The sequence below is a fragment of the Acidovorax sp. GW821-FHT10A04 genome (assembly GCF_059415825.1).
In genome coordinates, this window is the sequence record NZ_JBWKNZ010000014.1 from 180491 (window position 1) to 202016 (window position 21526).

The window sequence follows — 21526 nt, forward strand, 5'->3', positions numbered from 1 at the left end:
CCAGCGGCGACCTCCAAAAATAGCATGGAGCCACGGTCAACAGCAGGGCGTGCCCTCGCCAAGGACCGGGTAAGTGCCAACGGCGGGTCTGCGAATCCTCTCGCAGTGCACGCCCACCCAGCCTGGAGGGCCCCGCCATGACATCCCATCCATCGGAGTTTCCGCTCGGCCTGGAGGCTGCCCACAGTGCACTTGCGCTGCGGCGGCGGGAAGCCCAGGAAACCGTCATGCCCTTCACCCGGGGGCTGCGCGGACACGCCAGCACCCATGAACAGACCACGCGCGAAGAACTGGTGCGCCGGCTGGCCGACATCAAGGGCTGCGCCTACAGCACCGACGAGTTGCCGCAGCCCGTCTGGCAGGGCCGCACCTACCTGGTGCCCAGTGATACGCTGGTCGGCCTGGCCACCGCACATGCCCTCGGGGTGCACGGGCAGGACGATCTGTTCGGCGGTGTCGTGCCCCACGCCTTCATTGCCACCAAGGCCATCACCCACCCGCTGGTGTCGTTCGATGCCGCGGCGCCCGAGGGCTGGAATCCCGAGTTTTCCCGGCTGGTCAAGCGCTCGGTGCTGCCCGGCTACGCAGCGTTCTCGCGCGCCGATGGGCTGCGCGCCGGCGAGGCGCTGTTCGCCCTGGGGCCGCTGCGCGTCAAGCCGGTGGGCGAGACGGGTGGCCGGGGGCAGACCGTCGTCGCCACCATGGAGGCCCTGGAGGCCTGCCTGAACGCGCTGGGCGACAGCCTGCTGGAGAGGGATGGCGTGGTGCTGGAGCACAACCTGACCGAGGTGGAGACGCTGAGCATCGGCCAGGTGCGGGTGGCCGGACTGCAGGCCTCGTACTACGGGTCGCAGCGGCTCACGCCCGACAACAACGGGGCCCTGGTCTATGGCGGGTCGGACCTCACGGTGGTCCGGGGCGATTTCAACGCGCTGCTGGTCAGCACGCCCTCGGGGCCGCTGCACGACGCCGTGACCCAGGCGCTGGACTATGACGAGGCGGTGCGCACCTGCTACCCGGGGTTCTTCGCCTCGCGCATCAACTACGACGTGGCCCAGGGCCTGAATGCGGCCGGCCAATGGTGCTCGGGCGTGCTCGAGCAGTCCTGGCGCGTGGGCGGGGCCAGCGGTGCGGAGGTGGCGGCGCTGGAGGCCTTCCACCAGGATCCGGGCCTGCGCCGGGTGCGTGCCAGCTGTGTCGAGAAATTCGGCGCGCCGCACCCGATCCCGGTCGGCGCCACGCTGTACTACCAGGGCACCGACCCCGAGGCCGGACCGCTGACCAAGTACACCACGCTGGAGATCCATGACCACACGGCATAAGAGCATCCATATCCCCGTGGGCAACCGCAGCATTGCGGGCACCCTGGTGGCCCCCGACGTGCTGGTACCCGGGGTGATGCTGGTGCACGGCTGGGATGGCAGCCAAAAGCAGTACATCGAGCGGGCGCACCAGATCGCCGCGCTGGGCTGCATCTGCCTGACCTTCGACCTGCGCGGCCACGCCAACGACCGTGCCGAGCGCGAGACCGTCACGCGCGAGGACAGCCTGAACGACATGCTGGCCGCCTACGACCTGCTGGTGGGGCATCCCGCGGTGGACCCCGCCTCGGTGCTGGTGGTCGGCACCAGCTATGGCGCCTACCTGGCTGCAGTTCTCAGTGCGCTGCGCCCCGTGCGCTGGATGGCCCTTCGGGCGCCCGCGCTGTACAAGGACGAGGACTGGATGGTCTCCAAGATCAAGCTCAACCGCCAGGAGGTGGCCGCCTACCGCAACCGCGCGATCGAACCGCAGACCAACCGGGCCCTTGCGGCCAGCGCGCAGTTCAAGGGCGACGTGCTGCTGGTCGAGTCCGAGAACGACGACGTCGTGCCCCACCCGGTGCTGGAAAACTACCGCGCGGCCTTCCTGCAGACCCGCTCCATGACCTACCGCGTGATCGGCGGTGCCGACCATGCCCTGACCCACCCCGAATGGAAAGAGGATTACACCGGCATCCTGGTGCATTGGGTGCAGGAGATGGTCAATGGTGCCCGAAAAAAGGCCAGGCCCGCGGCCGTCGCATCACCGCAATGAGCCTGTCCCCATGGGCTACAGCGGTCCCCCTGGATATTCTGGATTGATTACCAAATCGATCTGGTAACGCCCTCGGGAATATGGAAACAAAATCCAGGGATTGCGGCGTGAGGATGGCGCACCCCCCGGCGATTGTCCTACATCCATTACCAGGCACCCGGTTCACCATGGGTTATTCGTCGCCCACCGGTACCCCATTGCTGATTTGGCAATCGCATCCTCCCAACGCTCCAGGACCATGCGGGTACCAAGGGATCGAGAGATCCAGGGTGAATGTTCTGGTGTCCAGAATATCCCGGAGCCCATCAGGTGTGAGGTGTGTCATGTCCCGTCCCCATCCCGTCGTCCCAGCCCATATCGATACCTCGGTGATCGGAGAAGAAGATCCCGGTGCATCGCTGGACATATTCCGAACCGAAGCGCTCAAAAATCGGGCGAGGAATATCCCGCCGTCCCCGTCCGCCAAAACACAGCAGAACAATCCCTACCTGACGATCAATTGCTCGAACAATGGCCAGTGTTTCACGATCCAGGTGCAATGGCAGCAGCCGCAGGAACGCGAATTCACCGACCTGCTGGGGCTGGTGATTGCCGAGCATGCCGTGATTTCGGACGTGGCCTGGGTGCACCACCGGAAAACAGGCCAGGACCCGGTGCAGCTCGAAATGAGTGCGACGGCCGATGGCCGGGCCGCCGTGCAGGTGAAGCCGGCCGCCACGTCGGAGCAGCAGGCAGGCGCAGCAGCCCCCAGGCGCAAGGTGCTGCACGAGCCGTTTGTGGCGGCGAACGACCATGTTCCTTATGGCGCGCTGCGCCACCGCAAGTAGCCTGGCGGAACAGGCCGGTTGCTGCTGGGTGGTGCAGTGGATGCCGCCGCCACCTGCCGCAATGGCGTCGATGTCCAGTTGCACCACCTCGCGCCGCGCAAACAGCTCGCGCAACAGGGCCCGGGCGTTGGCGTCGGCCCTGGCATCGCCGAACTGCGGGGCGATGACGGCGCCATTGCACAGATAGAAGTTCACATAGCCAGCGGCGAACTCGTCGCTCTCGAAGGTGCTGCGCATGGTCCACGGTGCCCTGCCGATCAGAAATTTGAAGGAGGGCGATCGGGCGTTGGACATGGGAACGGCATGTAGCGAGTGGGAGGCAGTGGCGCTCTTTTACTTTAGCCCCCAGGCCCACACACGGCCTGGAACGGGTTTTCAGGCGATGGCCAGCTGCGGTGCCAGGGCGGCCTCGGCCTCGCTGCGCAGCCAGCGGACGAAATCCTGCGCATCCGGATTGGCCGTGCCGCGCGCGCTGGGCACCACGTAGTAACCGCGCTGCGACGCGGCGCAGCTTCCGAACGGCGTCACCAGGCGACCGCTGGCGACGAGCTCCGCCAGCAGCGGCAGGCGCCCGATCACAACCCCCTGGCCCTGCATGGCCGCCGCCACCGCATCGGCATACTGGGTGAAGCGCACCGTGTTCTTCATGCGCACTTCGGACACGCCCATCAGCCGCGCCCAGGGTTCCCATTCCACCGTGAGCGGCATGCCGGGGTGCTGTTCCACGGCCAGCAGCGTGTGGCGCACGAGGTCGGCGGGCTGCAGCAAGGGGTTGGCGCTGTTGTTGGCCAGACGCGGCGAGCACATGGGCACCACCCATTCCTCGAACAGCGGCTGGCCGTGGCCGTCTTCGGTCGGGCAAAAGCGCACGGCCAGGTCCAGCTGGCTACGGTCCAGGTCCAGGAGTTCCAGGGTGGCCGAGATGCGCACGTCCACGTCCGGGTGCCGTTCAGTGAAGCGCGCCAGCCGGGGGATGAGCCATAGCGATGCAAAACCCGGTGTGCAGGTCATGGCCACCTGGCGCAGGGCCGGCACGGCGCGCACCCGGGCGGTGGCGTCGCGCAGGCGCTCCAGGGCATCCACGGCGGCCCGGTGCATGACGGCGCCGGCCTCGGTCAGCACCAGGGCGCGGTGCCGCCGCTCGAACAGGGCCACGCCGAGCCAGGCTTCCATCTGCTGGATCTGGCGGCTGATGGCCGACTGGGTGAGAAAAAGCTCGTGCGCCGCCTGGGTGAAGCTCAGGTGCCGCGCCGAGGCCTCGAAGCTGCGCAACAGGTCCAGCGGCGGCAGTTCTTCGCGGCCGATCGCCGAAGAGGCGGTTTTCACATTCTGTATGGGCATGCGAAGGATTCCAAATGACCGTTTGAGCTCCAAGGGCTGGCTCACTATATTCATTCCATCAAAGAATGCATAGGAGCGTTTACCATGATGATCGAACTAGCCCACCGTGGCCTGCACCAGTTGCCTGATGCGGCCGGTCAGCGCATTCAGTGCCAGAGCGGCACCGTCTGGATCACGCTGGACCATGACACCCGCGACGTGGTGTTGGAGCAGGGGGAAAGCTTTTCCAGCCCCGAGCACAAGAGGGCGCTGGTGTACGCCCTGTCGCCAGCGCGCCTGCTCATCGAGCCGCCCGTGGGTGGCAAGCCGGTCGTGCGTGCGGCCACCTCCCTGCACAACGCGTTCCCAGCCGCCCGCGCACCAGTGGCCGCCTGAAGGCGGCCGCAAGGCTCAGCGCCTGCTGGCGATATCGACCACCTTGGCCTCGGCGGGTGGTGGCACCCACTGGCCCAGCAGCTGCAGATACAGTTGCTCGTAAGGCCGCGCGGCGGCGGCCCAACCAAAGGACTGCGCCATGCCCCGGCGCTGCAGGCCCCGCCATATCGCAGGCTGCGCCCAGGCCAGCAGCACGCGGTCCAGTGCACGGTCGAATTCGGCCTGCGTGGGTGCAGCCATCATGAAGCCGGTGCCTTCGTCCAGGCCAGGACCGGCATCGCTGACCGTGTCGGCCAGGCCCCCGGTGGCCGTGACCACCGGCGGCGTGCCATAGGCCTGGCTGTACATCTGGTTGAGCCCGCAGGGCTCGAAGCGCGAAGGCATGAGAAAGCAATCGGCCCCGGCTTCGATCTGGTGCGCCAGCGCTTCGTCGAAGCCCAGCGTGGCATGCACTTGGCCCGGGTGCGCTGCGGCGAGTGCGCGCAGCCCGGCCTCCAGAGGTTCCTCGCCCCGGCCCAGCACCACCAGCTGGGCCCCGCGCGCAAGCAGGGCAGGGGCCCCCGCCAGCACCAGGTCCACCCCCTTCTGGGAGGTGAGCCGTCCCACCAGGCCCAACAGCGGGCCGGGCGCCTCGGCCAGCCCGCAGCGCTTGCGCAGGGCGGCCTTGTTCAAGGCCTTGGCCTGCATGTGGTCCGCGCCGTAGTGGGCGGCGATCAGGGGGTCGGTCGAAGGGTTCCATACCGCTGTGTCGATGCCGTTGAGCAGCCCGTGCAGCCGCCCGGCCTGGGCACGCAGCACCCCGTCGAGCCCGAAGCCCAGGGCCGGCTGCTGGATCTCACGCGCATAGGTCGGGCTCACCGTGGTGATGGCGTCGGCGAACTGCAGTGCCGCCTTGAGCATGGACAGCTGGCCCCAGAACTCCACACCGTCCATGCCCCGGTGCGCCGGCGCGATGTCCAGCACCTCGCAGGCCTCCATCGGGAACACGCCCTGGAATGCCAGGTTGTGGATGGTGATGAGGCTCTGCGCCACGCCTCGTTGCCCGGCGGCCCGCGCCTGGTGCAGGTACAGGGGCGCCAGCCCGCAGGGCCAGTCGTTGGCATGCACGATGTCGGCGCGCCAGTCGCAGGGGCTGTGCTCCGTGCCGATCAATGCCGCCACGCGGCTGAGCAGCCCAAAGCGCAGGGCCTGCTCGTGCAGGGGTGTGCGGGCCGGGTCGCCATAGGGCGTGCCCGCACTGGCATACAGGGCGGGGCACGACAGCAGCAGGAAGGGCATGCCGTCGGGAGACATCACCTGCAGCAGCTGCGCGGCTGGCCAGGGGCCGTAGGCGGGAATGGGCACGATGGCATCCAGGCTGCCGTCGATGGCCATGCCGCCATAAGCCGGCATGAGGATGACCACCTCGTGCCCCAGTTCCTTGAGGGCCCGGGGCAGGGCGGCACTGACATCCCCGAGCCCGCCGGTCTTGACCAGGGGAGCGCATTCGGGCGTGGCAAACAGGATCTTCATAAGGGGGTATCTTGCGCCACCAGGATGGCAAAGGGCAGGCGGGGGCCGGCATTGCCCAGCACGTCGTTCAGCGAATGCTCTGATGCATTGTCCAATGCCTGCCCGGTCATCCAGTCGAGCCAGCGGCCCGGGCGCGCCAGGGCGGGGTGGGCCGAGGCCAGGGCCATGCGGGTATCGCCCCAGCCACTCTCGCCCAAGCCCACGGGCAGGCGCGCGCAGACGACCACGATCGCCTGGTCGCCGGCGATGCGGGCAAAGGCCAGCGCATGGGCTTGCGCCGTGCCCTCCACGGCCAGCGGCAGGTACAGCCCATCACGGAACAGTGCAGGCATCTGCCGGCGCAGCTGCAGCAGGCGCCAGGTGACCAACTGCTTGGCACCGGGGGGCATGGCCGGGCCATCGCCCAGCAGCGCACGCCAGTCGGCGGCGCGGGGGAACTGCCCCTCACCCTGGTACAGCGCCCGCAGTGGCTGCAGCGAGGCGGCCAGCTCCGCCAGGTCCACCGGGCGGCGGTTGTCCGGGTCGACCAGCGCAAAGTTCCAGACCTCGCAGCCCTGGTAGATGTCCGGCACACCCGGCGTGGTGAGCTTGAGCGCGAGCTGGCCCAGACTGTTGCGAAAGCCATGCGGCGCGATGCGCTGCACGAAGTCCTCCAGCACGGCGACGAAGCGTTCCGTGGACAAAGCCTTGTCGATGTAGTCGCGCACGGCGGCCTCGTAGGCCTCGTTCGGGAACAGCCAGTTGCTCACCAGCTTGGCCTCGCGCATGGCCTTTTCCTTGTAGCGCTGGATGCGCTGCACCAGGTCCTGGCGCTCCCGGGCATCTGTGGCCTGCGCCGGCCAGATGCCCACCATGGCCTGGTACAGGCCCCACAGGTCGTGCGGCAGCGGCGATACCTGGCCGTCCACCTCCACCTCGAAGCGCTGGCCTGCGGCCTGCAGGGCCTGCACTGTGTCCTGCCAGGCCACGGGGATTTCAGACAGCACGTTGAGGCGCGCGCGCACGTCTTCCGAGCGCTTGCTGTCGTGCGTGGAGGTGGCCAGCAGCTCGTGCGGCAGGTGGCGCGCGCGCTGCAGGTTGCCCTGGTGGAAGGCCGCGACCGAGACGCCGAAGCGCCGCGGCTCCGCCCCCACGTCGTTGAGCGAGACCAGCCGCACGTAGCGGTAGAACAATGTGTCCTCCACCGACTTGGCCATCACCGGCGCCGTGAACTGCTGCCAGCGCCGGATGAAGCGTGCGCGCAGCCCGGGCTCGGCCCCCGGCTCGCCCTGCAGCACCGCCTGCAGGTAGGCCAGCACCCCGCCTTCGGCCGTGCCCAGGCGCCGGCGCGCGGCGCTGATGGCCCAGGCGATGTGCTGCCGGTCCGCCTCGCTGGGCGGGGCGCCGCCGGGCACTACGTAGGTGCGGTACACGGGAAACTGGGCCGCCACCTCGACCAGGGCCACGCGCAACTGGTTGCGCGTGAAGTCGCACACCGCGCGGTCGGCCCGCGTGATCTTGCTCAGCGTGGCCACCAGCCAGGCCATGTCGGAAAACAGCGCCGTCTCGATGATCAGGCGCTTGCACTCGTAGGTGGCTTCCTCGAAGGGCTGGGTGTCCCCGGTGAATTCGCCGTAGATGGCATCGAAGCGCTCCTGCGCGTCCGCCGCGATGAACAGGCCGTTGACCAGGGTGCTGAAGCGGTAGCCCGTGCCGCCATGCACCTGCCAGTCGGCGGGCAGTGGCTCGTGGTCGGCCATGATCTTCTCGACCACCAGGTACAGCGCCTGCGCCGGCTGGCCCCGCGCCTGGCGCTGCGCGGCGTGGCGCTGCTGCAGGCGTTCGAAGTACCGGGCCGGGTCGGCCAGGCCATCGGGGTGGTCGATGCGCAGGCCCGTGACCTTGCCCTCGGCCAGCCAGCGCAGGGGCAGGGCGTGCACAGCCTCGAAGACCTCGGGCTCCTCCATGCGGATGGCCGCCAGCGCGTTGATGTCGAAGAAGCGCCGGTAGTTGATGTCATCGCCCGCCACGCGCCAGTCGGCCAGCCGGTAGGCCTGGGCCTGCAGCACCGTGTCGAGCAGGTCGAAGCTCGCGGCATCACTCTTGTGCCCGTTGGCACGGGCCAGGCAGGCCTGCACCCAGTCGGGCACCCAGGGGTGGGCCTGCGCCAGGTCGGCCAGCCGGCGCTGGTACAGGGGGGCATCGCGCAGGCGCGCGGCGCGCTGCTGCGGATCGTCGCTGCCCTGGGGCGGCAACTGGCCCAGGGCGTCCACGAGCGAAGCCATTTCGGCAAGTTCCCCCGCCGGCGCGGCCGCCGGCATGGCCACGGCCCCCAGCACCTGGGCGTAGCTGCGCGGATCGAGCGGAAACGCATGGTCCCAGTAGCCCACCTGCAGGCGGCCCTGCGCGGGGTCGAAGCGCAGCTGCAGCTCGCCCGCCTCCAGCAGCTTGCCGTAGTGGTCGCCCAGCACGGGCAACAGCACGCGCCGGCCGGTCTGCGGGTTGGGGGGCTGCCATTCGATGTCGAAGGTGGCGGCGTGCGGCGAGGCCTCTCCGTGTTCGAGCATGTCCTGCCACCAGCGGTTGGCCGGGTCTTCCACGCCCATGTGGTTGGGCACGATGTCCAGCATGTGGCCCATGCCGCGCTCGGCCAGCGCCTGGCACAGCGCAGCATGCTCGGCTTCGGTGCCAATCTCGGGGTTGAGCAGCGTCGGGTCCACCACGTCGTAGCCATGCATGCTGCCTGCGGCCGCCTTGAGGTAGGGCGAGGTGTAGAGGTGGCTCACACCCAGTTCGTGCAGATAGGGCACGACCGCAGTGGCCTGCGCGAAGGTGAAGCCCTGGTTGAGCTGCATCCGGTAGGTGGCGCGTGGCACGTCGGCCGACGACAGCGGCGGCAGCTCGGCGGAGCGTGCGGCCAGGGCCGGGCGGCGCGCGCCCCCCACGGCCTGGCTGATGGCCTCGAAGTACGCGTCGCTGCCCAGCAGCTCCAGCGGCACCGCCATGCGCTGGCGCCAGTTGGGGTAGCGGTCTTCGGTGGTGCCCGGCACATTGAGCTGCTCGCGCTGCCCGGCCAGGTCTTCGAGCTGCACGCCCAGCAACTGGCAGGGGGTGCGCGCCAGGAAGGCATGCACGGCTGCCGCCAGCGCGGGTGTCATCTCGGGTGCGCTCTGGGCATCGAGCGTCACGCCCGGTGGCAACAGTCCCTGGGCATCGAGTGCGGCCAGCAGGTGGGTGCGGTCCTGCGCGCGTGCCAGCTGGGCCCGTACCTGCGCATCGCTGTCGCCCAGCCAGCCGAGCGACTGCTGGATGGCGATGTCGTCCCCGCCCCAGAAGCCCTTGAGCGTGGGCAGGTCGTGCGTGCTGACCACGGCCAGTGCCTGCGGCTGCCAGTCGGCCGGCGGGCGGAAGGCACCGCCCTCCAGGCGCTCGAAGATCAGCGGGCGGTACGACAGCAGCGCATGCTCTGCCATGGCCTCGCGCATGCGCGGCGCCACGTTGCCCAGGTCTTCGCCGATCACCATGCACTGGTGGCGGTGGCTCTCGATGGCCATCACCGCGACCAGGGCCTCCAGCGGGTAGCGCACATAGGTGCCGCCGGCGGGGCTGTTCCAGTACAGGCGCATGAGCGCCATGGCGTGGTCCATGCGCAGCGCGCCCGCATGGCGCATCACGCTGGCGAGCAGTTGCCTGAAGGGCACGAAGCGCGCGGCGGTGAGCGCCACCGGGTTGACGGGCGGCAGGCCCCAGTCCTGCCCCTGGGTGCTCAGCGGGTCGGGTGGGGCGCCGACGTTCATGCCGCGGGCATACAGGCCCGGCAACATCCAGGTCTCGGAGCCGCCATCGCTGGCGCCCACGGCCAGGTCGCAGTACAGGCCCAGGGCCATGCAGGCGCGCGCCTGCCCGAAAGCACCGGCCAACTGCACATGGGCCAGCCACTGCAGCCAGTAACGGTAGGCCACGGCGTCGGCATGCTCGCGGGCGAAGGCCTGAGCCGCGGCGCCCTGCGGGTCTTGCAGCTCCGGCGGCCAGGCGGGCCAGCCCCATATAGATGAATCGCTGCTGCCCAGGGCCAGCTGGATGGCTTCATAGCGTGCGTGCAGGCCCAGGGTGGCCTGGTGCTCGGCCATGAAGGCGTCGAAGGCCCGGCCTCGGTCGGTGCCAGCGCGCCAATGCAGCGCGGCGAAGTCCTGCCAGAGCAGGGCCAGCACCGGCTCCTTGAGCGCGGCCACCTCGCCATAGCGCACGGTGGAGCTGGCCCGCACCCCGTGCAGGCGCTGCTGAAAGCTGTTGCCCGCCACCAGGGCCTGCGCCGCTGCGCAGTGCGCATACTCTGGCACGGCCGTGGCGTCGATGTGCATCACGTTCAGTGCCAGCCGGCTGCTGGGGCTGTAGGGGCTGGCCTGCTCGGGGTGTTCGGTGCGCAGCGCGTGCAGCGGGCTCACGCCCACGAAGGCCGCGCCCCGCGCCGCTGCAAGCTGCACCAGGACGCACAGGTCGGTGAAGTCGCCGATGCCCCAGTTGCGTTCGGAACGCAGCGCGTACATCTGCGCCGTGATGCCCCACCAGCGCTCTCCGGCCTGCAGGCCCTCGGGCAGCCAACAGTGCCGCGGCGCGACGATGAGCAGGCGCTCGGCAACGGGCGTGTGCAGCAGGTAGTAGCCGCTGGCCAGGGTGGCCGGCAGCTCGGCGATGGCGCCATGCCCTTCCAGCAGCGGGGCGGCGCCGGCATCCTCGGGCACCAGGCGCCAGGCACCGTCGCTGCCCAGCGGCACCTGCGCCGCCTGGCCGTGCTCCACGACGATGGGTTGCGGCGCGCCACCATCGGCATGCTCGCCCATGGCGGCCAGGGCCCGGGCCAGCACTTCGGGGGTCACGGTGAGGCGCTCGCCCCAGAAGCTGGCGTATTCGGTGGCGATGCCGGCGCGTTCGGCGCATCGATGCAACTCGTCCGCACCGAGCAGGTCCGGGGCAGGGGTTCCCTGGCTCATGGCGCACCCTCGCTGCAGGTCCAGCGCGCCGACCAGGGGGCCCACAGCCGCCCGTCGCCCGCCCAGCGGTGGCTGAAAACTTCCACAGCGGCGGCCGAAGGCGTGGCCTCCACCGCGTCCGGTCCCAGGTTCATCTCCATCCCCAGCGTCGTTCCGTCCTGGTAGTGCCAGGCCACCCGCAAACCGCTTTCGCCGACGAATTCCGCCACATGCCCGTGGGCGGCCAGTTGCTGCGCCAGGGGCTGCAGCCAGGTGCGACGCGCTGCGAGCGCACGCTGCAGCAAGGCCTTGCGTGCCTGGCCGGTGGCGCTGGCCGATTCGTCCCACCGCAGTTGGCTGGCCTGCAGGGTGGCCACGTCGCAGGGGTCGGGCAGCACGGCATTACCAGTCACCGCGTGGCCGAACTCGCGCGCCCGTCCTTCGCGCACGGCATCGCGCAAGGGGCCGTCCCAGTTGGCAAAGTACAGGAAAGGCGTGGATGCGGCAAATTCATCGCCCATGAACACCATGGGTGTCGCCGGGGTCAGCACGGCCAGCAGCAGTGCCAGTTCCGCGCCCTCTGCGGGCGCCAGTTGCCCCAGCCGCTCGCCAAACGCACGGTTGCCGATCTGGTCGTGGTTGCCGATGAAGTTCACCATGCACGACAGCGGCACAGGGTCGCCCCCCGCCACACTCGCGCCTTCCGGAAAGGCAAACCCGTGGGTCAGCACGCGCGCCAGCAATGCCAGCGGGTGGCGGGCGAACTTGGCGTAGTAGCCCTGGGATTCGTCCGTCAGCGCCACGTGCACCGCGTGGTGAAAATCGTCGTTCCACTGCGCGTCGTACAGCCCGGGCTCGGGCGAGGAAGACAGGCGCGCGGGCTGGTTCTTTTCGTTTTCGAGCACCAGATGGACCTGGCGCTTCTGCGCGGTGGCCAGCCCGCGCACGCGCGCGCTGAGCTCCTGCAGGATGTCGGGCCGGCTGTCGTCGGCGATGGCGTGCACCGCGTCCAGGCGCAGGCCGTCCATGCCGAACTCCTCGATCCAGTAGAGCGCGTTGTGCACGAAGAAGTCGCGCACCACGGCGCTGCCCTCCTGGTCGAAGTTGATGGCCGCGCCCCAGGGGCTGGCATGGCTGCTGGAAAAGAACTGGGGGGCGTAGGCGTGCAGGTAATTGCCATCGGGCCCGAAATGGTTGTACACCACATCGAGGAACACGCAAAGGCCCAGGGCGTGGGCCTCATCGACCAGGCGCTTGAGGTCGTCCGGGCTGCCATAGGACGCATTCGGAGCGAAGGGCAGCACGCCGTCATAGCCCCAGCCCCATTGCCCGCCATAGCTGGCCAACGGCATCAGCTCGATGGCCGTGAAACCCAAGGCCGCCAGCTCGGGCAGCCGGCGCAGGGCACCGTCATAGGTGCCGGCAGGCGTGAAGCTGCCCACATGCAGTTCGTAGAAGACCAATTCGTTCCAGGGCCGTCCCGCCCATTCCGTCTTCCAGGCGTAGGAGGCGGGCTCGACGAGCACGCTGGGTTCGTGCGGGCCCCAGGGGTTGCTGCGTGACGCCGGGTCGGGCACCGGGAGCTTGCCGTCGATGAGCCAGCGGTACGGGGTGCCGGCCCCGGCATCGCCCGCATTCGCCTGCCACCAGCCGCCATCCGCCCGGGTGGCGGGGATGGTGCGGGCAGCGGCGTTGGGGGAAGGGCGGTACCACAGCGCGGTCTCCTGCGCCGCAGGGGCCCACAGCGAGAAGCGGGCACCGCCACCCGCCAGCAGCCGGGCGCCGAAGGGCATGGTGTGCGTGCGCCTCATGCAGTGGCAGGGGGGCTGGGTGTGAACGGGGCCGTCAGTAGCGCCATCGAACGCGCGATCAGGGTGTGCTGTCCACCGGCCGCCACCGTGGGGGCGCCGGCTTCTTCGCCTACGGCCACCACGCGGGTATCGCGGGTGTCCAGGCGCAGCGTCCAGTTGCGGCCCGGGGTTTCCGCCGGCAGGGTGAAGATGGCATCGGCATCGCTGGCGTTGAACAGCAGCATCACCGACAGTTCCTCCTCGGCCACGCTCTCCATGACCGCACCCACGCAGCGCACGGCGGGGTCGTTCCATTCCTCGGGGGTCATGTCCATGCCCCATACGCTGTGCCAGGCCACTGTGACGAGCTGCGGCAGGCCCGCCTCGTCCACCGGCCAGGTGTGGGGCCGCACCACGGGCAACGCCCGGCGCAAGGCCACGAGCGCCTGCGTGAAGGCCTGCAGTTCGCCATGCTGACCCGCGCGCTCCCAGTCGTACCACGACAGCGCGCTGTCCTGGCAGTAGCCATTGTTGTTGCCCTGCTGGGTGCGGCCGAGCTCGTCGCCGCCGAGCAGCAGCGGTGTGCCGTGGGACACGAACAGGGTGGCCAGGAAGTTGCGGACCTGCCGCTCGCGCAGGGCGAGCACCTCGGTGTCCTCGGTATCGCCTTCGGCCCCGCAGTTCCAGCTGCGGTTGTGCGATTCGCCGTCCTGCCCGCCTTCGCCGTTGGCTTTGTTGTGCTTCTCGTTGTAGCTCACCAGGTCGGCCAGGGTGAAGCCATCGTGCACGGTGACCATGTTCACGCTGGCCGTGGGTCGGCGCCGGCGTGGCTGGTACATGTCGGCCGAGCCGCACAGGCAGGCCGCAAAGGCCGGCAGGCTGCCGTCCGCGTTGATCCAGTAGTCGCGCACCGCATCGCGATAGCGGCCATTCCATTCCATCCAGCCGACGGGGAAGCCGCCCAACTGGTAGCCGTAGGGCCCGAGGTCCCAGGGCTCGGCGATCAGCTTGGTGCGCGAGAGCACCGGGTCCTGCGCCAGCGCGGCGAAGAACGGCGCACGCAGGGTGTAGGCACCGGCGGCATCGCGTCCCAGCGCCGAGGCCAGGTCGAAGCGAAAGCCGTCCACGTGCATCTCCTGCACCCAGTAGCGCAGGCTGTCCATCACCAGCTGCAGGGCCGGCGCGCTGCTCGTGTCCACGGTGTTGCCGGTGCCGGTGTAGTCCATGCACATGCGCCGGTCTTCGGTCAGCCGATAGTAGGCGGCATGGTCGATGCCCTTGAGGCTGAGTGTGGGCCCCAGGTGGTTACCCTCGCCGGTGTGGTTGTAGACCACGTCCAGGATCACCTCCAGGCCCGCTGCGTGCAGCGCCTTGACCATGGCCTTGAATTCGTCAACCCCACCGTCGGCACCGGCGCGCGCCGCATAGCGCGGTTCAGGCGCGAAGAAGGCCACGGTGTTGTAGCCCCAGTAGTTGGCCAGCTGCATTTCCACCAGCCGGTGGTCGTCGATGAAGGCCTGCACGGGAAGCAGCTCGATGCTGGTCACGCCCAGTTGCTTGAAGTGGGCGATGGCCGCCGGGGATGCCAGGCCGGCATAGGTGCCGCGCAGGTTGTCCGGCACGCCCGGGTGGGTCTGCGTGAAACCCTTGGCGTGCACCTCGTAGAACACCGTGTCGCGCGCCGGCACGCGCGGCGGCCGGTCGTCGCCCCAGTCGAAGCGCGAGCGCACCACCCGGCACTTGGGCGCCGTGCGGCCATTGTCCCGGGCACTGCGCACCAAGTCTTCATCGGGTTGCGCGAGTTCGTAGCCGAACTGGTCCGCAGCGCCGCGCACCGGTCGGTCCAGCGCCCGGGCAAACGGGTCCATGAGCAGCTTGGCCGGATTGCAGCGCTGGCCGACCTCGGGCTCGTAGGGGCCCTCCACGCGCAGCCCGTATTTCTGGCCCGCCTTCAGGCCCGCCACATGGCCATGCCATACGTCGTCCGTCAGGCAGGGCAGGGCGATGCGCTCCATTTCGCGGTCGTGCTCGGAAAACAGGCAAATTTCCACGCGTGTCGCCACCGAGGAATACACCGCGAAGTTCACGCCCAGTTTGTCGACTGTTGCACCCAGAGGCCAGGGGCGTCCGGGTTCGACCTGCCTCACGGGGCGCAACCGCTTGAAGGTGGAGGCGGGCAGGGGGCCTGCGGCATGCACTTCGGGCTTCATGCAGCGGCTTTGAAGTCGCTGCCCAGAGCGGCTGGCACGGGCTGGCGCACCCGGTCCACCTTGAGCGTATTGCTCACGAGGGCGCTGCGCGCCGGAAAGAACTGCCGCGGCACCACCACGATGCCACTCTCCGTCACGTGGAAGCGGCGGCGGTCCTCGGCCTCGTCGAAGCCGATGCGCTCGCCCGGGGGGATGTCGTTGTCCTGGTCGATGATGGCCCGGCGCACCTGAGCGCCCTGGCCGATGCGCGAGCGCTCCATCACGATGCAGTGCTCCAGCCGCGCATCGCGCTCCACCAGCACCGAGCGGCGCAGCATGGCGTGGTCCAGCGAAGCACCGTCGACGATGCTGCCAGAGCCCACCACCGAGCGGTGGATCACACCGTTCTCGATCTGGGCCGATTCGGCCTGGTCGGGGCTGGCGTAGATGGGCCATTCGCGATTGGTCATGCGAAACCGCGGCGTGGCACCCAGGGTGTCGAAATGCGCGTCGAAGTAGGCATCGATGGTTCCTACGTCACGCCAGTAGGCATGTTCCTCGTAGGGCGCGGTGCCGGGGATCTCGTTGGCCGTGAAATCGTAGGCCATCAGCCGGTGCGATTGCAGCATGGTAGGCAGGATATCGCGTCCGAAGTCGCTGTGGCCGGTGGCATGGGCCTTTTTCAGCGCGTCGAGCAGCACGTCGGCATTGAACAGGTAGTTGCCCATGGAGGCCAGGGCATGGGTGCTGCTGCCGGGCATGGGGCGGGGAACCGTCTTAGGCTTTTCCACGAAATTGGAGATGCGGTGGTGCGTGTCCACCTCGACGATGCCGAACTGGTTGCACTGCGACAGCGGCACGGGCAGCGTGGCCACGCTCACATGGGCCTGGCTGGCACGGTGGAAGTCGACCATCTGGCGCACGTCCATGCGGTAGATGTGGTCGGCACCGAACACGGCCACGATGTCGGGCTGGAAGGTCTCGATCAGGTGGATGTTCTGGTACACAGAATCGGCCGTGCCCTGGAACCACTCGGGGCCGTTGTTCATCTGAGGAGGCACCACCGTCACGAAGTGCTGGGGGATGAAGCGCGTCATGGTCCAGGAGCTTCGGATGTGCTCGATCAGCGACTGCGACTTGTACTGGACCAGCAGGTAGATCGAATAGATCTCCGAGTTGACCAGGTTGGACAGCACGAAGTCCACGATGCGGTGCTTGCCGTTGAAAGGCACTGCCGGCTTGCAGCGCTCGGCCGTCAGGGGGTGCAGGCGGGAGCCTTCGCCCCCGGCCATCACGATCGCCAACACATTTCGGGTACGCGACATAGCATTAGCTCCAGTGAAGATCAGGCCCTTGTGGGGCGGTTGGAAAGAAGAACGGTCGAAAGAGGGGGCACGGTCAGGTGCAGGTGGGCCGGCTGGGCTTCGAGCGGGGTGGCGGTCGCATCCACCCCGCCGAAGTTGCCCATGCCGCTGCCGCCATAGGGTTCGGCATCGCTGTTCAGCAATTCGTACCAGTGGCCGGCCACCGGCACGCCCACGCGCAATGCAGCCACCGGGTGCGGCGTGAGGTTGTGCACGGCCAGCACGATGTCATCGCCTGCGCGACGGATGAAGGCAAGCACGGTGGTCTGGTGCGGTGCCATGGGCGCCCAGGCAAAGCCTTCGGCATCGAAGTCATGCGCGTGCAGGGCAGAGCGTTCGCGGTAGATGCTGTTCAGGTCGGCCACCCAGCGCGCCATGCCGCTGTGGCGGGCCTTGGCCCACAGGTGCCAGTCCAGCGTGCGCTCGTGGTGCCATTCGTCGATCTGGCCGAATTCGCCGCCCATGAACAGGAGCTTCTTGCCCGGGTGCGACCACATCATTCCGTACAGGGTGCGCAGGCCGGCAAAGCGCTGCCACTGGTCTCCTGGCTGGCGCGACAGCAGGCTGCGCTTGCCGTACACCACCTCGTCGTGCGAGAGCGCCAGCACGAAGTTCTCGTCGAAGGCATAGACCATCGAGAAGCGGATGTCGCCCTCGTGCCAGTGGCGATGCGCATGGTCACGCCGCATGTAGCGCAGCGTGTCGTTCATCCAGCCCATGTTCCACTTCATGCCAAAGCCCAGGCCATTGGCATCCACAGGGCGCGACACCCCGGCCCAGGCGGTGGACTCCTCGGCGATCACATGCACGTCCGGGAACTCGGCGTAGACCGCGCAGTTGAGGTCCTGCAGGAACCGCACGGCCTCCCAGTTCTGGTGCCCGCCATCGGGGTTGGGCACCCATTCGCCAGGCTTGCGTGCGAAGTCCAGGTAGAGCATGGACGACACCGCATCCACACGAATGCCGTCGAAGTGGTACTTGCCGAGCCAGAACAGGGCGTTGCTGATGAGGAAGTCGCGTACCTCGTAGCGGCCGTAATTGAAGATCAGGCTGTTCCACTCCGGGTGGAACCCCTTGCGCAGGTCTTCATGTTCATAGAGCGCCGTACCGTCGAAGCGTGCCAGGCCATGCGCATCCGACGGGAAATGCGAGACCACCCAGTCGAGAAACACGCCGATGCCGTGCTGGTGCAGGATGTCCACCAGCACCATCAGGTCCTGCGGGTTGCCGTAGCGGGCCGTGGGCGCAAAGTAGCCGGTGGTCTGGTAGCCCCACGAACCATAGAACGGGTGTTCCGTGATCGGCATGAGCTCCACATGGGTGAAACCCAGAGCCGTGCAGTGCGCGGCCAGGCGCTGTGCGATGTCGCGGTAGTTGAGAAAACGGCCGTCCTCCTGGCGCTGCCAGGAACCGAGGTGCACCTCGTAGATGGACATGGGTGCGGCCAGCGCCTGGCGCTCGCCGCGCGCCGCCATCCAGGCGCGGTCGTTCCATTCGTAGTCGAGCTTCCAGATCTGCGAGGCCGTGCCTGGTGGATGTTCCTGCCGGGTGGCGTAGGGGTCGGCCTTTTCTGTCCAGTGGCCGTGCGCATCCTCGATGCGGTACTTGTACAGATCCCCATGGCCGGCGCCTTCCACGCGCGTGCTCCAGCGGCCCGAACCGTCCTGCGCGCGCTGCATGGCCAGGGGCGCCCAGTTGCTGAAGCTGCCGATCACCTCGACCTGCCGAGCGTTCGGCGCCCACACGGTGAACCGGGTGCCTGCCGAATCGGTATGGGCGCCCAGCACTTCATGCTGCCGGAAATGGGATGAGGCCGCAGCAGCCTGGGCTTCAAGGGACGTGGAGTGCGCTGCGGCGTTCATGGTGAGGGGGTGGTTGGCCTCCATGTTCTGCTGCAGTGCAATATGCCAACGCAAGACCGCTGCGCATGCTCAGGTAGGCGTTTGCCTACGCGGTTTTTGGGGGCACGGCGTAGCCAAAGGTAAGGATTCCACCGACCCTCCAGGCGCCTGTTGGCCGGCAGGTGCCAGGGCAAAACCAGCGGTTGCGGCCAGGGACCGCACCCCTCCAGGACCGCATTTCTTACGTCCGTGCAACGCATGTGTCCGGGTAGACACTTCCTGCTGAGCAAGCGCCTGCATTACGCAGCGCAAGCAAATCTTCTGCCCAGGAGTTGCAGGGGCATCCCATCAGGCGAAAAAATGAATATGCAGGGAAGAGAAGAGCCTGCGCAGATCTTGTGCGCCAACCAGCCAGGCAGCCCGGGCCGTTGACGGCGGGCGGGCGTCTCAGGAGAGTGCGGCCCAGGCCGACGACACCTCGGGGCTGCGCCGTCTTATCACCTGCTTGGCGGTTTCAGCCAGCAACGATGCACGGCCCAGGCCAGTGACGGCGATCACGCGGGCGGGGCTGCCGCGCCCCGGCGCGAACTGGACTTCCACCATGCCGGCAGCCTCCAGCACCCTCAGCATGTCCACATCCGCTTCATCGTCCACCTCGAACGGAAGCATCTCGACAGCGATCACTTTCAGGTACTCCATCGGCATAAGACCCCCGGCGTATTTGGTGACAGCGCATTCTGAACCGCAGCCCGCGAGGGGAGGGCAACCATTCGCAACAGCCCTGGGACAGAAGGGGTTTCGATGCGGTGCAGCAAAAAAAAGAAAGCCCGCATGGAGCGGGCTTTCTTCTTGCATCGGTGATGCAAGTGGGGGATGTCGACTGCGGTATCGACAAGCCCATGGTAAGCGGGGTCGGGACCTGGGTTTGTAGGACGACGGCGCGAGAGGAACGCCCCCTGGTCACAGCGCCCAGCGGGGTGGCGTCTCCTGGGCAAGCAGCGCTCCGGCCAGGGCTGCCTCGTCGCGGTCGACCTGGCTCTGGCGCATGAAAGCCGGCAGGTCCGCAGCCAGGCGTGCAAAAAATGCGCTCCGGTTGAAGGCCGTGCCTTCCAGCGCGCGCCCGGTTTCCTCGAGCACGCGCCGGGCGCCGCTTTCCACCGCCCGGCGCGTGCGCAAGGCCACCACCATGGCGGTGTCGCCGGGGTGGGCATCGATCCAGGCCGCGCTGTCGCGCAGTACGGCGGCAGTGCTGCTCAGGAGCGCGTCCACCCGGCCCAGGGCGGTAGCGCGCGTGGCATGGATGGGATGGGAGGGCGGACACTGCTGCACTGCCGCATAGAGCACCTGGGCCACGGCACGGATACCTCCGTGCCAGCAGGCTGCGATGCCCGCACTGCCATGCCAGTAGCCGCCGCGCCGCAGGAAGTCGCCCGGGGAGCCGAGCAGTGTTGCAGGGGTGTTGTGGAAGCTCACATCCGCACTGCCGCAGTCGGTCATGTCCACCGCATGCCAGTCGTTGGTGTGGATGCCCACGCTGGGATGGTCCAGCTCCACCGCCATGAGCTGTGGTTGCTGCCCTGGAAGCCAGGCGGTCAGCAGGGCATGGGTGGCGCCCAGGGCTCCGGCACACGAGGCCTTGGAGCCCGACAGCACGATGCCCGCTGCGCCCCGGTCGATGGCCTCGAGCCGGCGGCCGGGCGACTCGGCCGCCCACATGGCCCAGACCGCGCCACGGATGCGCTCTTCGCAACCCAGCTCGCGCAGGATGGCCAGCGCATCGGTATGGCTTTCGTACAGCCGGGCCAGCGACAGGTCGTGGCCGGCCACCAGGCTCAGGGCTTGCCAGCGCTCCAGCGTACGGCCCGTGCCGGGTGGGGGCAGGTCGGCCAGGCCGTTGTCCACCAGGTGGCGCAGTTGCCGGATGACCGGTGCAGAGCCCATCGAGGCCAGCGCACCAGGCAGTGCCTGGGCGGTGCTGAACAGGTTTTGCGAGTCGGTCATCATGGCGGCACCTCTTGGCCAAAGCGGGCCTGGCTGCGGGCAGCCACAGCGGCAGGGATGACGAATCGTACGGAGCAGTCGATTCCGGTCCTGTAGGAGGATGCAGATACGGCGCATAGGCGCCGGGAGCAATCGTTATGCGATTGAATCAGTCCACGACCACCCCGGCCTCGCGGATGACCTTGGCCCATTTCGCGGTCTCGCTGGCAATGAAGGCATCGCACTCCTGCGGGGTGGAGCCCTCGGCGAACGTGCCCATGTTCTGCTCCAGGCGGCGCGACACCTCGGCGCTGCGGATGATGCGCGCGACCTCGGTGGACATGCGCTGCACGATCTCGCGCGGCACGCCGGCCGGCGCCAGCATGGCGGCCCAGGTGCTGCCGACGATGCCGGGGTAGCCCTGCTCGGCAAAGGTCGGGACGTCCGGCAGCGCCGGCACGCGCTTGTCGCTGGCCACGCCGATCAGGCGGATCTTGCCGGCCTTGGCGGGCTGGATCAGATTGGGCGGCGGGTCCAGGAACAGCGGGATCTGCCCGCCCATGAGGTCGGCCAGCGCGGGGGACGCCCCCTTGTAGGGCACGTGCACCATGTCCACCTTGGTGACCAGGCGCATGAGTTCGGAGGTCAGGTGCGCGGCCGAGCCGGAGCCCGACGAAGCGTAGCTCAGCTTGCCCGGGTTGGCACGCCCGTAGGCCACCAGCTCCGCCGTGGTCTTGTACGGGGCGTTCGTGGCGACCGCGGCCACCAGCGGCGAAACCCCCATCAGGGACACGCCCACCAGGTCCTTCTTCGGGTCGTAGGGCAGCTTGGGGTAGAGCGTGGTGTTGGCCGCATAGGCGGCAATCACCACGGCAAAGGTATGCCCGTCGGGCGCGGCCTTGGCCACTGCATCCACGCCAATGATGCTGTTGGCACCCGGCTTGTTGTCGATCACGACCGGTTGCCCCAGCGCCTGTTGCAGCCCGACCTGCAGCAGGCGCGCCATCTGGTCGGTGAAGCCACCCGCAGTGTAGGGCACGACGATGCGTATGGGCTTGCTGGGCCAGGAGGCGTTGGCCCAGACGGGTGCTGCAGTGGTCGCCACGGCTGCGGAGGCGGCCACCAGCAGGCGGCGGCGGTTGAAGGGTTTGTTGTTGTGCATGCTTGTCTCCATGGTTTGAAATGCCATTGGCCCCCGGCCGATCACAGCGCCCGGACCAACTCCGGCACGGCCGTGAACAGATCCGCCTCCAGCCCATAGTCGGCCACACTGAAGATCGGC

14 protein-coding genes and 1 pseudogene are annotated in these 21526 nt (G+C 68.3%); 3 read left to right on the forward strand and 12 right to left on the reverse strand.

All coding sequences use genetic code 11. From position 1 onward, the window contains the following. Nucleotides 1-137 precede the first annotated feature (137 nt). Entirely contained in the window at nucleotides 138-1322 is a 1185-nt protein-coding gene (locus AC07PF_RS25720) for a DUF3182 family protein (RefSeq protein WP_494613747.1), read from the forward strand. Continuing rightward, nucleotides 1306-2076: an alpha/beta hydrolase family protein gene (locus AC07PF_RS25725; RefSeq protein WP_494613748.1), complete on the forward strand. Its 771-nt coding sequence runs from the start codon at nucleotides 1306-1308 to the stop codon at nucleotides 2074-2076. Before AC07PF_RS25720 ends, AC07PF_RS25725 begins: the two co-directional genes overlap by 17 nt. Nucleotides 2077-2915: 839 nt before the next feature. Here the strand turns inward: AC07PF_RS25725 and AC07PF_RS25730 are convergent. Continuing rightward, a pseudogene (locus tag AC07PF_RS25730) lies at nucleotides 2916-3164 on the reverse strand (agmatine deiminase family protein); the annotation flags it as partial. A gap of 114 nt (nucleotides 3165-3278) precedes the next feature. Further along, nucleotides 3279-4244 carry a LysR substrate-binding domain-containing protein gene (locus tag AC07PF_RS25735; RefSeq protein ID WP_494613749.1) on the reverse strand — a complete coding sequence of 322 codons (966 nt, stop codon included), beginning with the start codon at nucleotides 4242-4244 and terminating at the stop codon, nucleotides 3279-3281. An 84-nt stretch (nucleotides 4245-4328) separates the two neighbouring features. On the opposite strand from AC07PF_RS25735, the gene AC07PF_RS25740 reads away from it, so the two are divergent. After that, nucleotides 4329-4619 (forward strand): DUF2917 domain-containing protein, encoded by a 291-nt coding sequence (locus tag AC07PF_RS25740; protein WP_007857580.1) that lies wholly within the window; start codon nucleotides 4329-4331, stop codon nucleotides 4617-4619. 15 nt (nucleotides 4620-4634) lie between these two features. Here AC07PF_RS25740 and glgA read toward each other — a convergent pair whose 3' ends face one another. The 10 genes from glgA to AC07PF_RS25790 all read right to left on the reverse strand — a co-directional run. Continuing rightward, entirely contained in the window at nucleotides 4635-6131 is a 1497-nt protein-coding gene (gene glgA, locus AC07PF_RS25745) for a glycogen synthase GlgA (RefSeq protein WP_494607032.1), read from the reverse strand. Further along, on the reverse strand, nucleotides 6128-11101 hold the full coding sequence (gene treY / locus AC07PF_RS25750) for a malto-oligosyltrehalose synthase (RefSeq protein ID WP_494613750.1): 4974 nt from the start codon (nucleotides 11099-11101) through the stop codon (nucleotides 6128-6130). Before treY ends, glgA begins: the two co-directional genes overlap by 4 nt. After that, nucleotides 11098-12891 carry a malto-oligosyltrehalose trehalohydrolase gene (gene treZ / locus AC07PF_RS25755; RefSeq protein ID WP_494613751.1) on the reverse strand — a complete coding sequence of 598 codons (1794 nt, stop codon included), beginning with the start codon at nucleotides 12889-12891 and terminating at the stop codon, nucleotides 11098-11100. Before treZ ends, treY begins: the two co-directional genes overlap by 4 nt. Beyond that, nucleotides 12888-15080 carry a glycogen debranching protein GlgX gene (gene glgX / locus AC07PF_RS25760; RefSeq protein WP_494613752.1) on the reverse strand — a complete coding sequence of 731 codons (2193 nt, stop codon included), beginning with the start codon at nucleotides 15078-15080 and terminating at the stop codon, nucleotides 12888-12890. The genes treZ and glgX overlap by 4 nt, the downstream gene beginning before the upstream one ends. Continuing rightward, the gene (locus tag AC07PF_RS25765) at nucleotides 15077-16384 is read right to left on the reverse strand and encodes a glucose-1-phosphate adenylyltransferase (RefSeq protein ID WP_007857585.1); all 1308 of its coding nucleotides are present in this window, start codon (nucleotides 16382-16384) and stop codon (nucleotides 15077-15079) included. Before AC07PF_RS25765 ends, glgX begins: the two co-directional genes overlap by 4 nt. 20 nt (nucleotides 16385-16404) lie before the next feature. Next, nucleotides 16405-18309, reverse strand: a complete 1905-nt coding sequence (gene glgB, locus AC07PF_RS25770) for a 1,4-alpha-glucan branching protein GlgB (RefSeq protein ID WP_494613753.1) — start codon at nucleotides 18307-18309, stop codon at nucleotides 16405-16407. A 402-nt stretch (nucleotides 18310-18711) separates the two neighbouring features. Continuing rightward, complete coding sequence (locus tag AC07PF_RS25775; protein WP_238541879.1) at nucleotides 18712-18963, reverse strand: hypothetical protein; 252 nt, start codon at nucleotides 18961-18963, stop codon at nucleotides 18712-18714. Between the two features lie 261 nt (nucleotides 18964-19224). Beyond that, complete coding sequence (locus AC07PF_RS25780; RefSeq protein WP_238541880.1) at nucleotides 19225-20265, reverse strand: acyl-CoA dehydrogenase family protein; 1041 nt, start codon at nucleotides 20263-20265, stop codon at nucleotides 19225-19227. Between the two features lie 148 nt (nucleotides 20266-20413). After that, entirely contained in the window at nucleotides 20414-21406 is a 993-nt protein-coding gene (locus tag AC07PF_RS25785) for a tripartite tricarboxylate transporter substrate binding protein (RefSeq protein ID WP_494613754.1), read from the reverse strand. Nucleotides 21407-21447: 41 nt separating this feature from the next. After that, on the reverse strand, nucleotides 21448-21526 hold a 79-nt coding region (locus AC07PF_RS25790), incomplete at its 5' end, for an electron transfer flavoprotein subunit alpha (RefSeq protein WP_494613758.1).

Coding starts and splice junctions, on each gene's coding strand:
- AC07PF_RS25720 (WP_494613747.1), top strand. CDS start 138: ATGACATCCCATCCATCGGAGTTTCCGCTCGGCCTGGAGGCTGCCCAC.
- AC07PF_RS25725 (WP_494613748.1), top strand. CDS start 1,306: ATGACCACACGGCATAAGAGCATCCATATCCCCGTGGGCAACCGCAGC.
- AC07PF_RS25735 (WP_494613749.1), bottom strand. CDS start 4,244: ATGCCCATACAGAATGTGAAAACCGCCTCTTCGGCGATCGGCCGCGAA.
- AC07PF_RS25740 (WP_007857580.1), top strand. CDS start 4,329: ATGATGATCGAACTAGCCCACCGTGGCCTGCACCAGTTGCCTGATGCG.
- glgA (WP_494607032.1), bottom strand. CDS start 6,131: ATGAAGATCCTGTTTGCCACGCCCGAATGCGCTCCCCTGGTCAAGACC.
- treY (WP_494613750.1), bottom strand. CDS start 11,101: ATGAGCCAGGGAACCCCTGCCCCGGACCTGCTCGGTGCGGACGAGTTG.
- treZ (WP_494613751.1), bottom strand. CDS start 12,891: ATGAGGCGCACGCACACCATGCCCTTCGGCGCCCGGCTGCTGGCGGGT.
- glgX (WP_494613752.1), bottom strand. CDS start 15,080: ATGAAGCCCGAAGTGCATGCCGCAGGCCCCCTGCCCGCCTCCACCTTC.
- AC07PF_RS25765 (WP_007857585.1), bottom strand. CDS start 16,384: ATGTCGCGTACCCGAAATGTGTTGGCGATCGTGATGGCCGGGGGCGAA.
- glgB (WP_494613753.1), bottom strand. CDS start 18,309: ATGGAGGCCAACCACCCCCTCACCATGAACGCCGCAGCGCACTCCACG.
- AC07PF_RS25775 (WP_238541879.1), bottom strand. CDS start 18,963: ATGGAGTACCTGAAAGTGATCGCTGTCGAGATGCTTCCGTTCGAGGTG.
- AC07PF_RS25780 (WP_238541880.1), bottom strand. CDS start 20,265: ATGACCGACTCGCAAAACCTGTTCAGCACCGCCCAGGCACTGCCTGGT.
- AC07PF_RS25785 (WP_494613754.1), bottom strand. CDS start 21,406: ATGCACAACAACAAACCCTTCAACCGCCGCCGCCTGCTGGTGGCCGCC.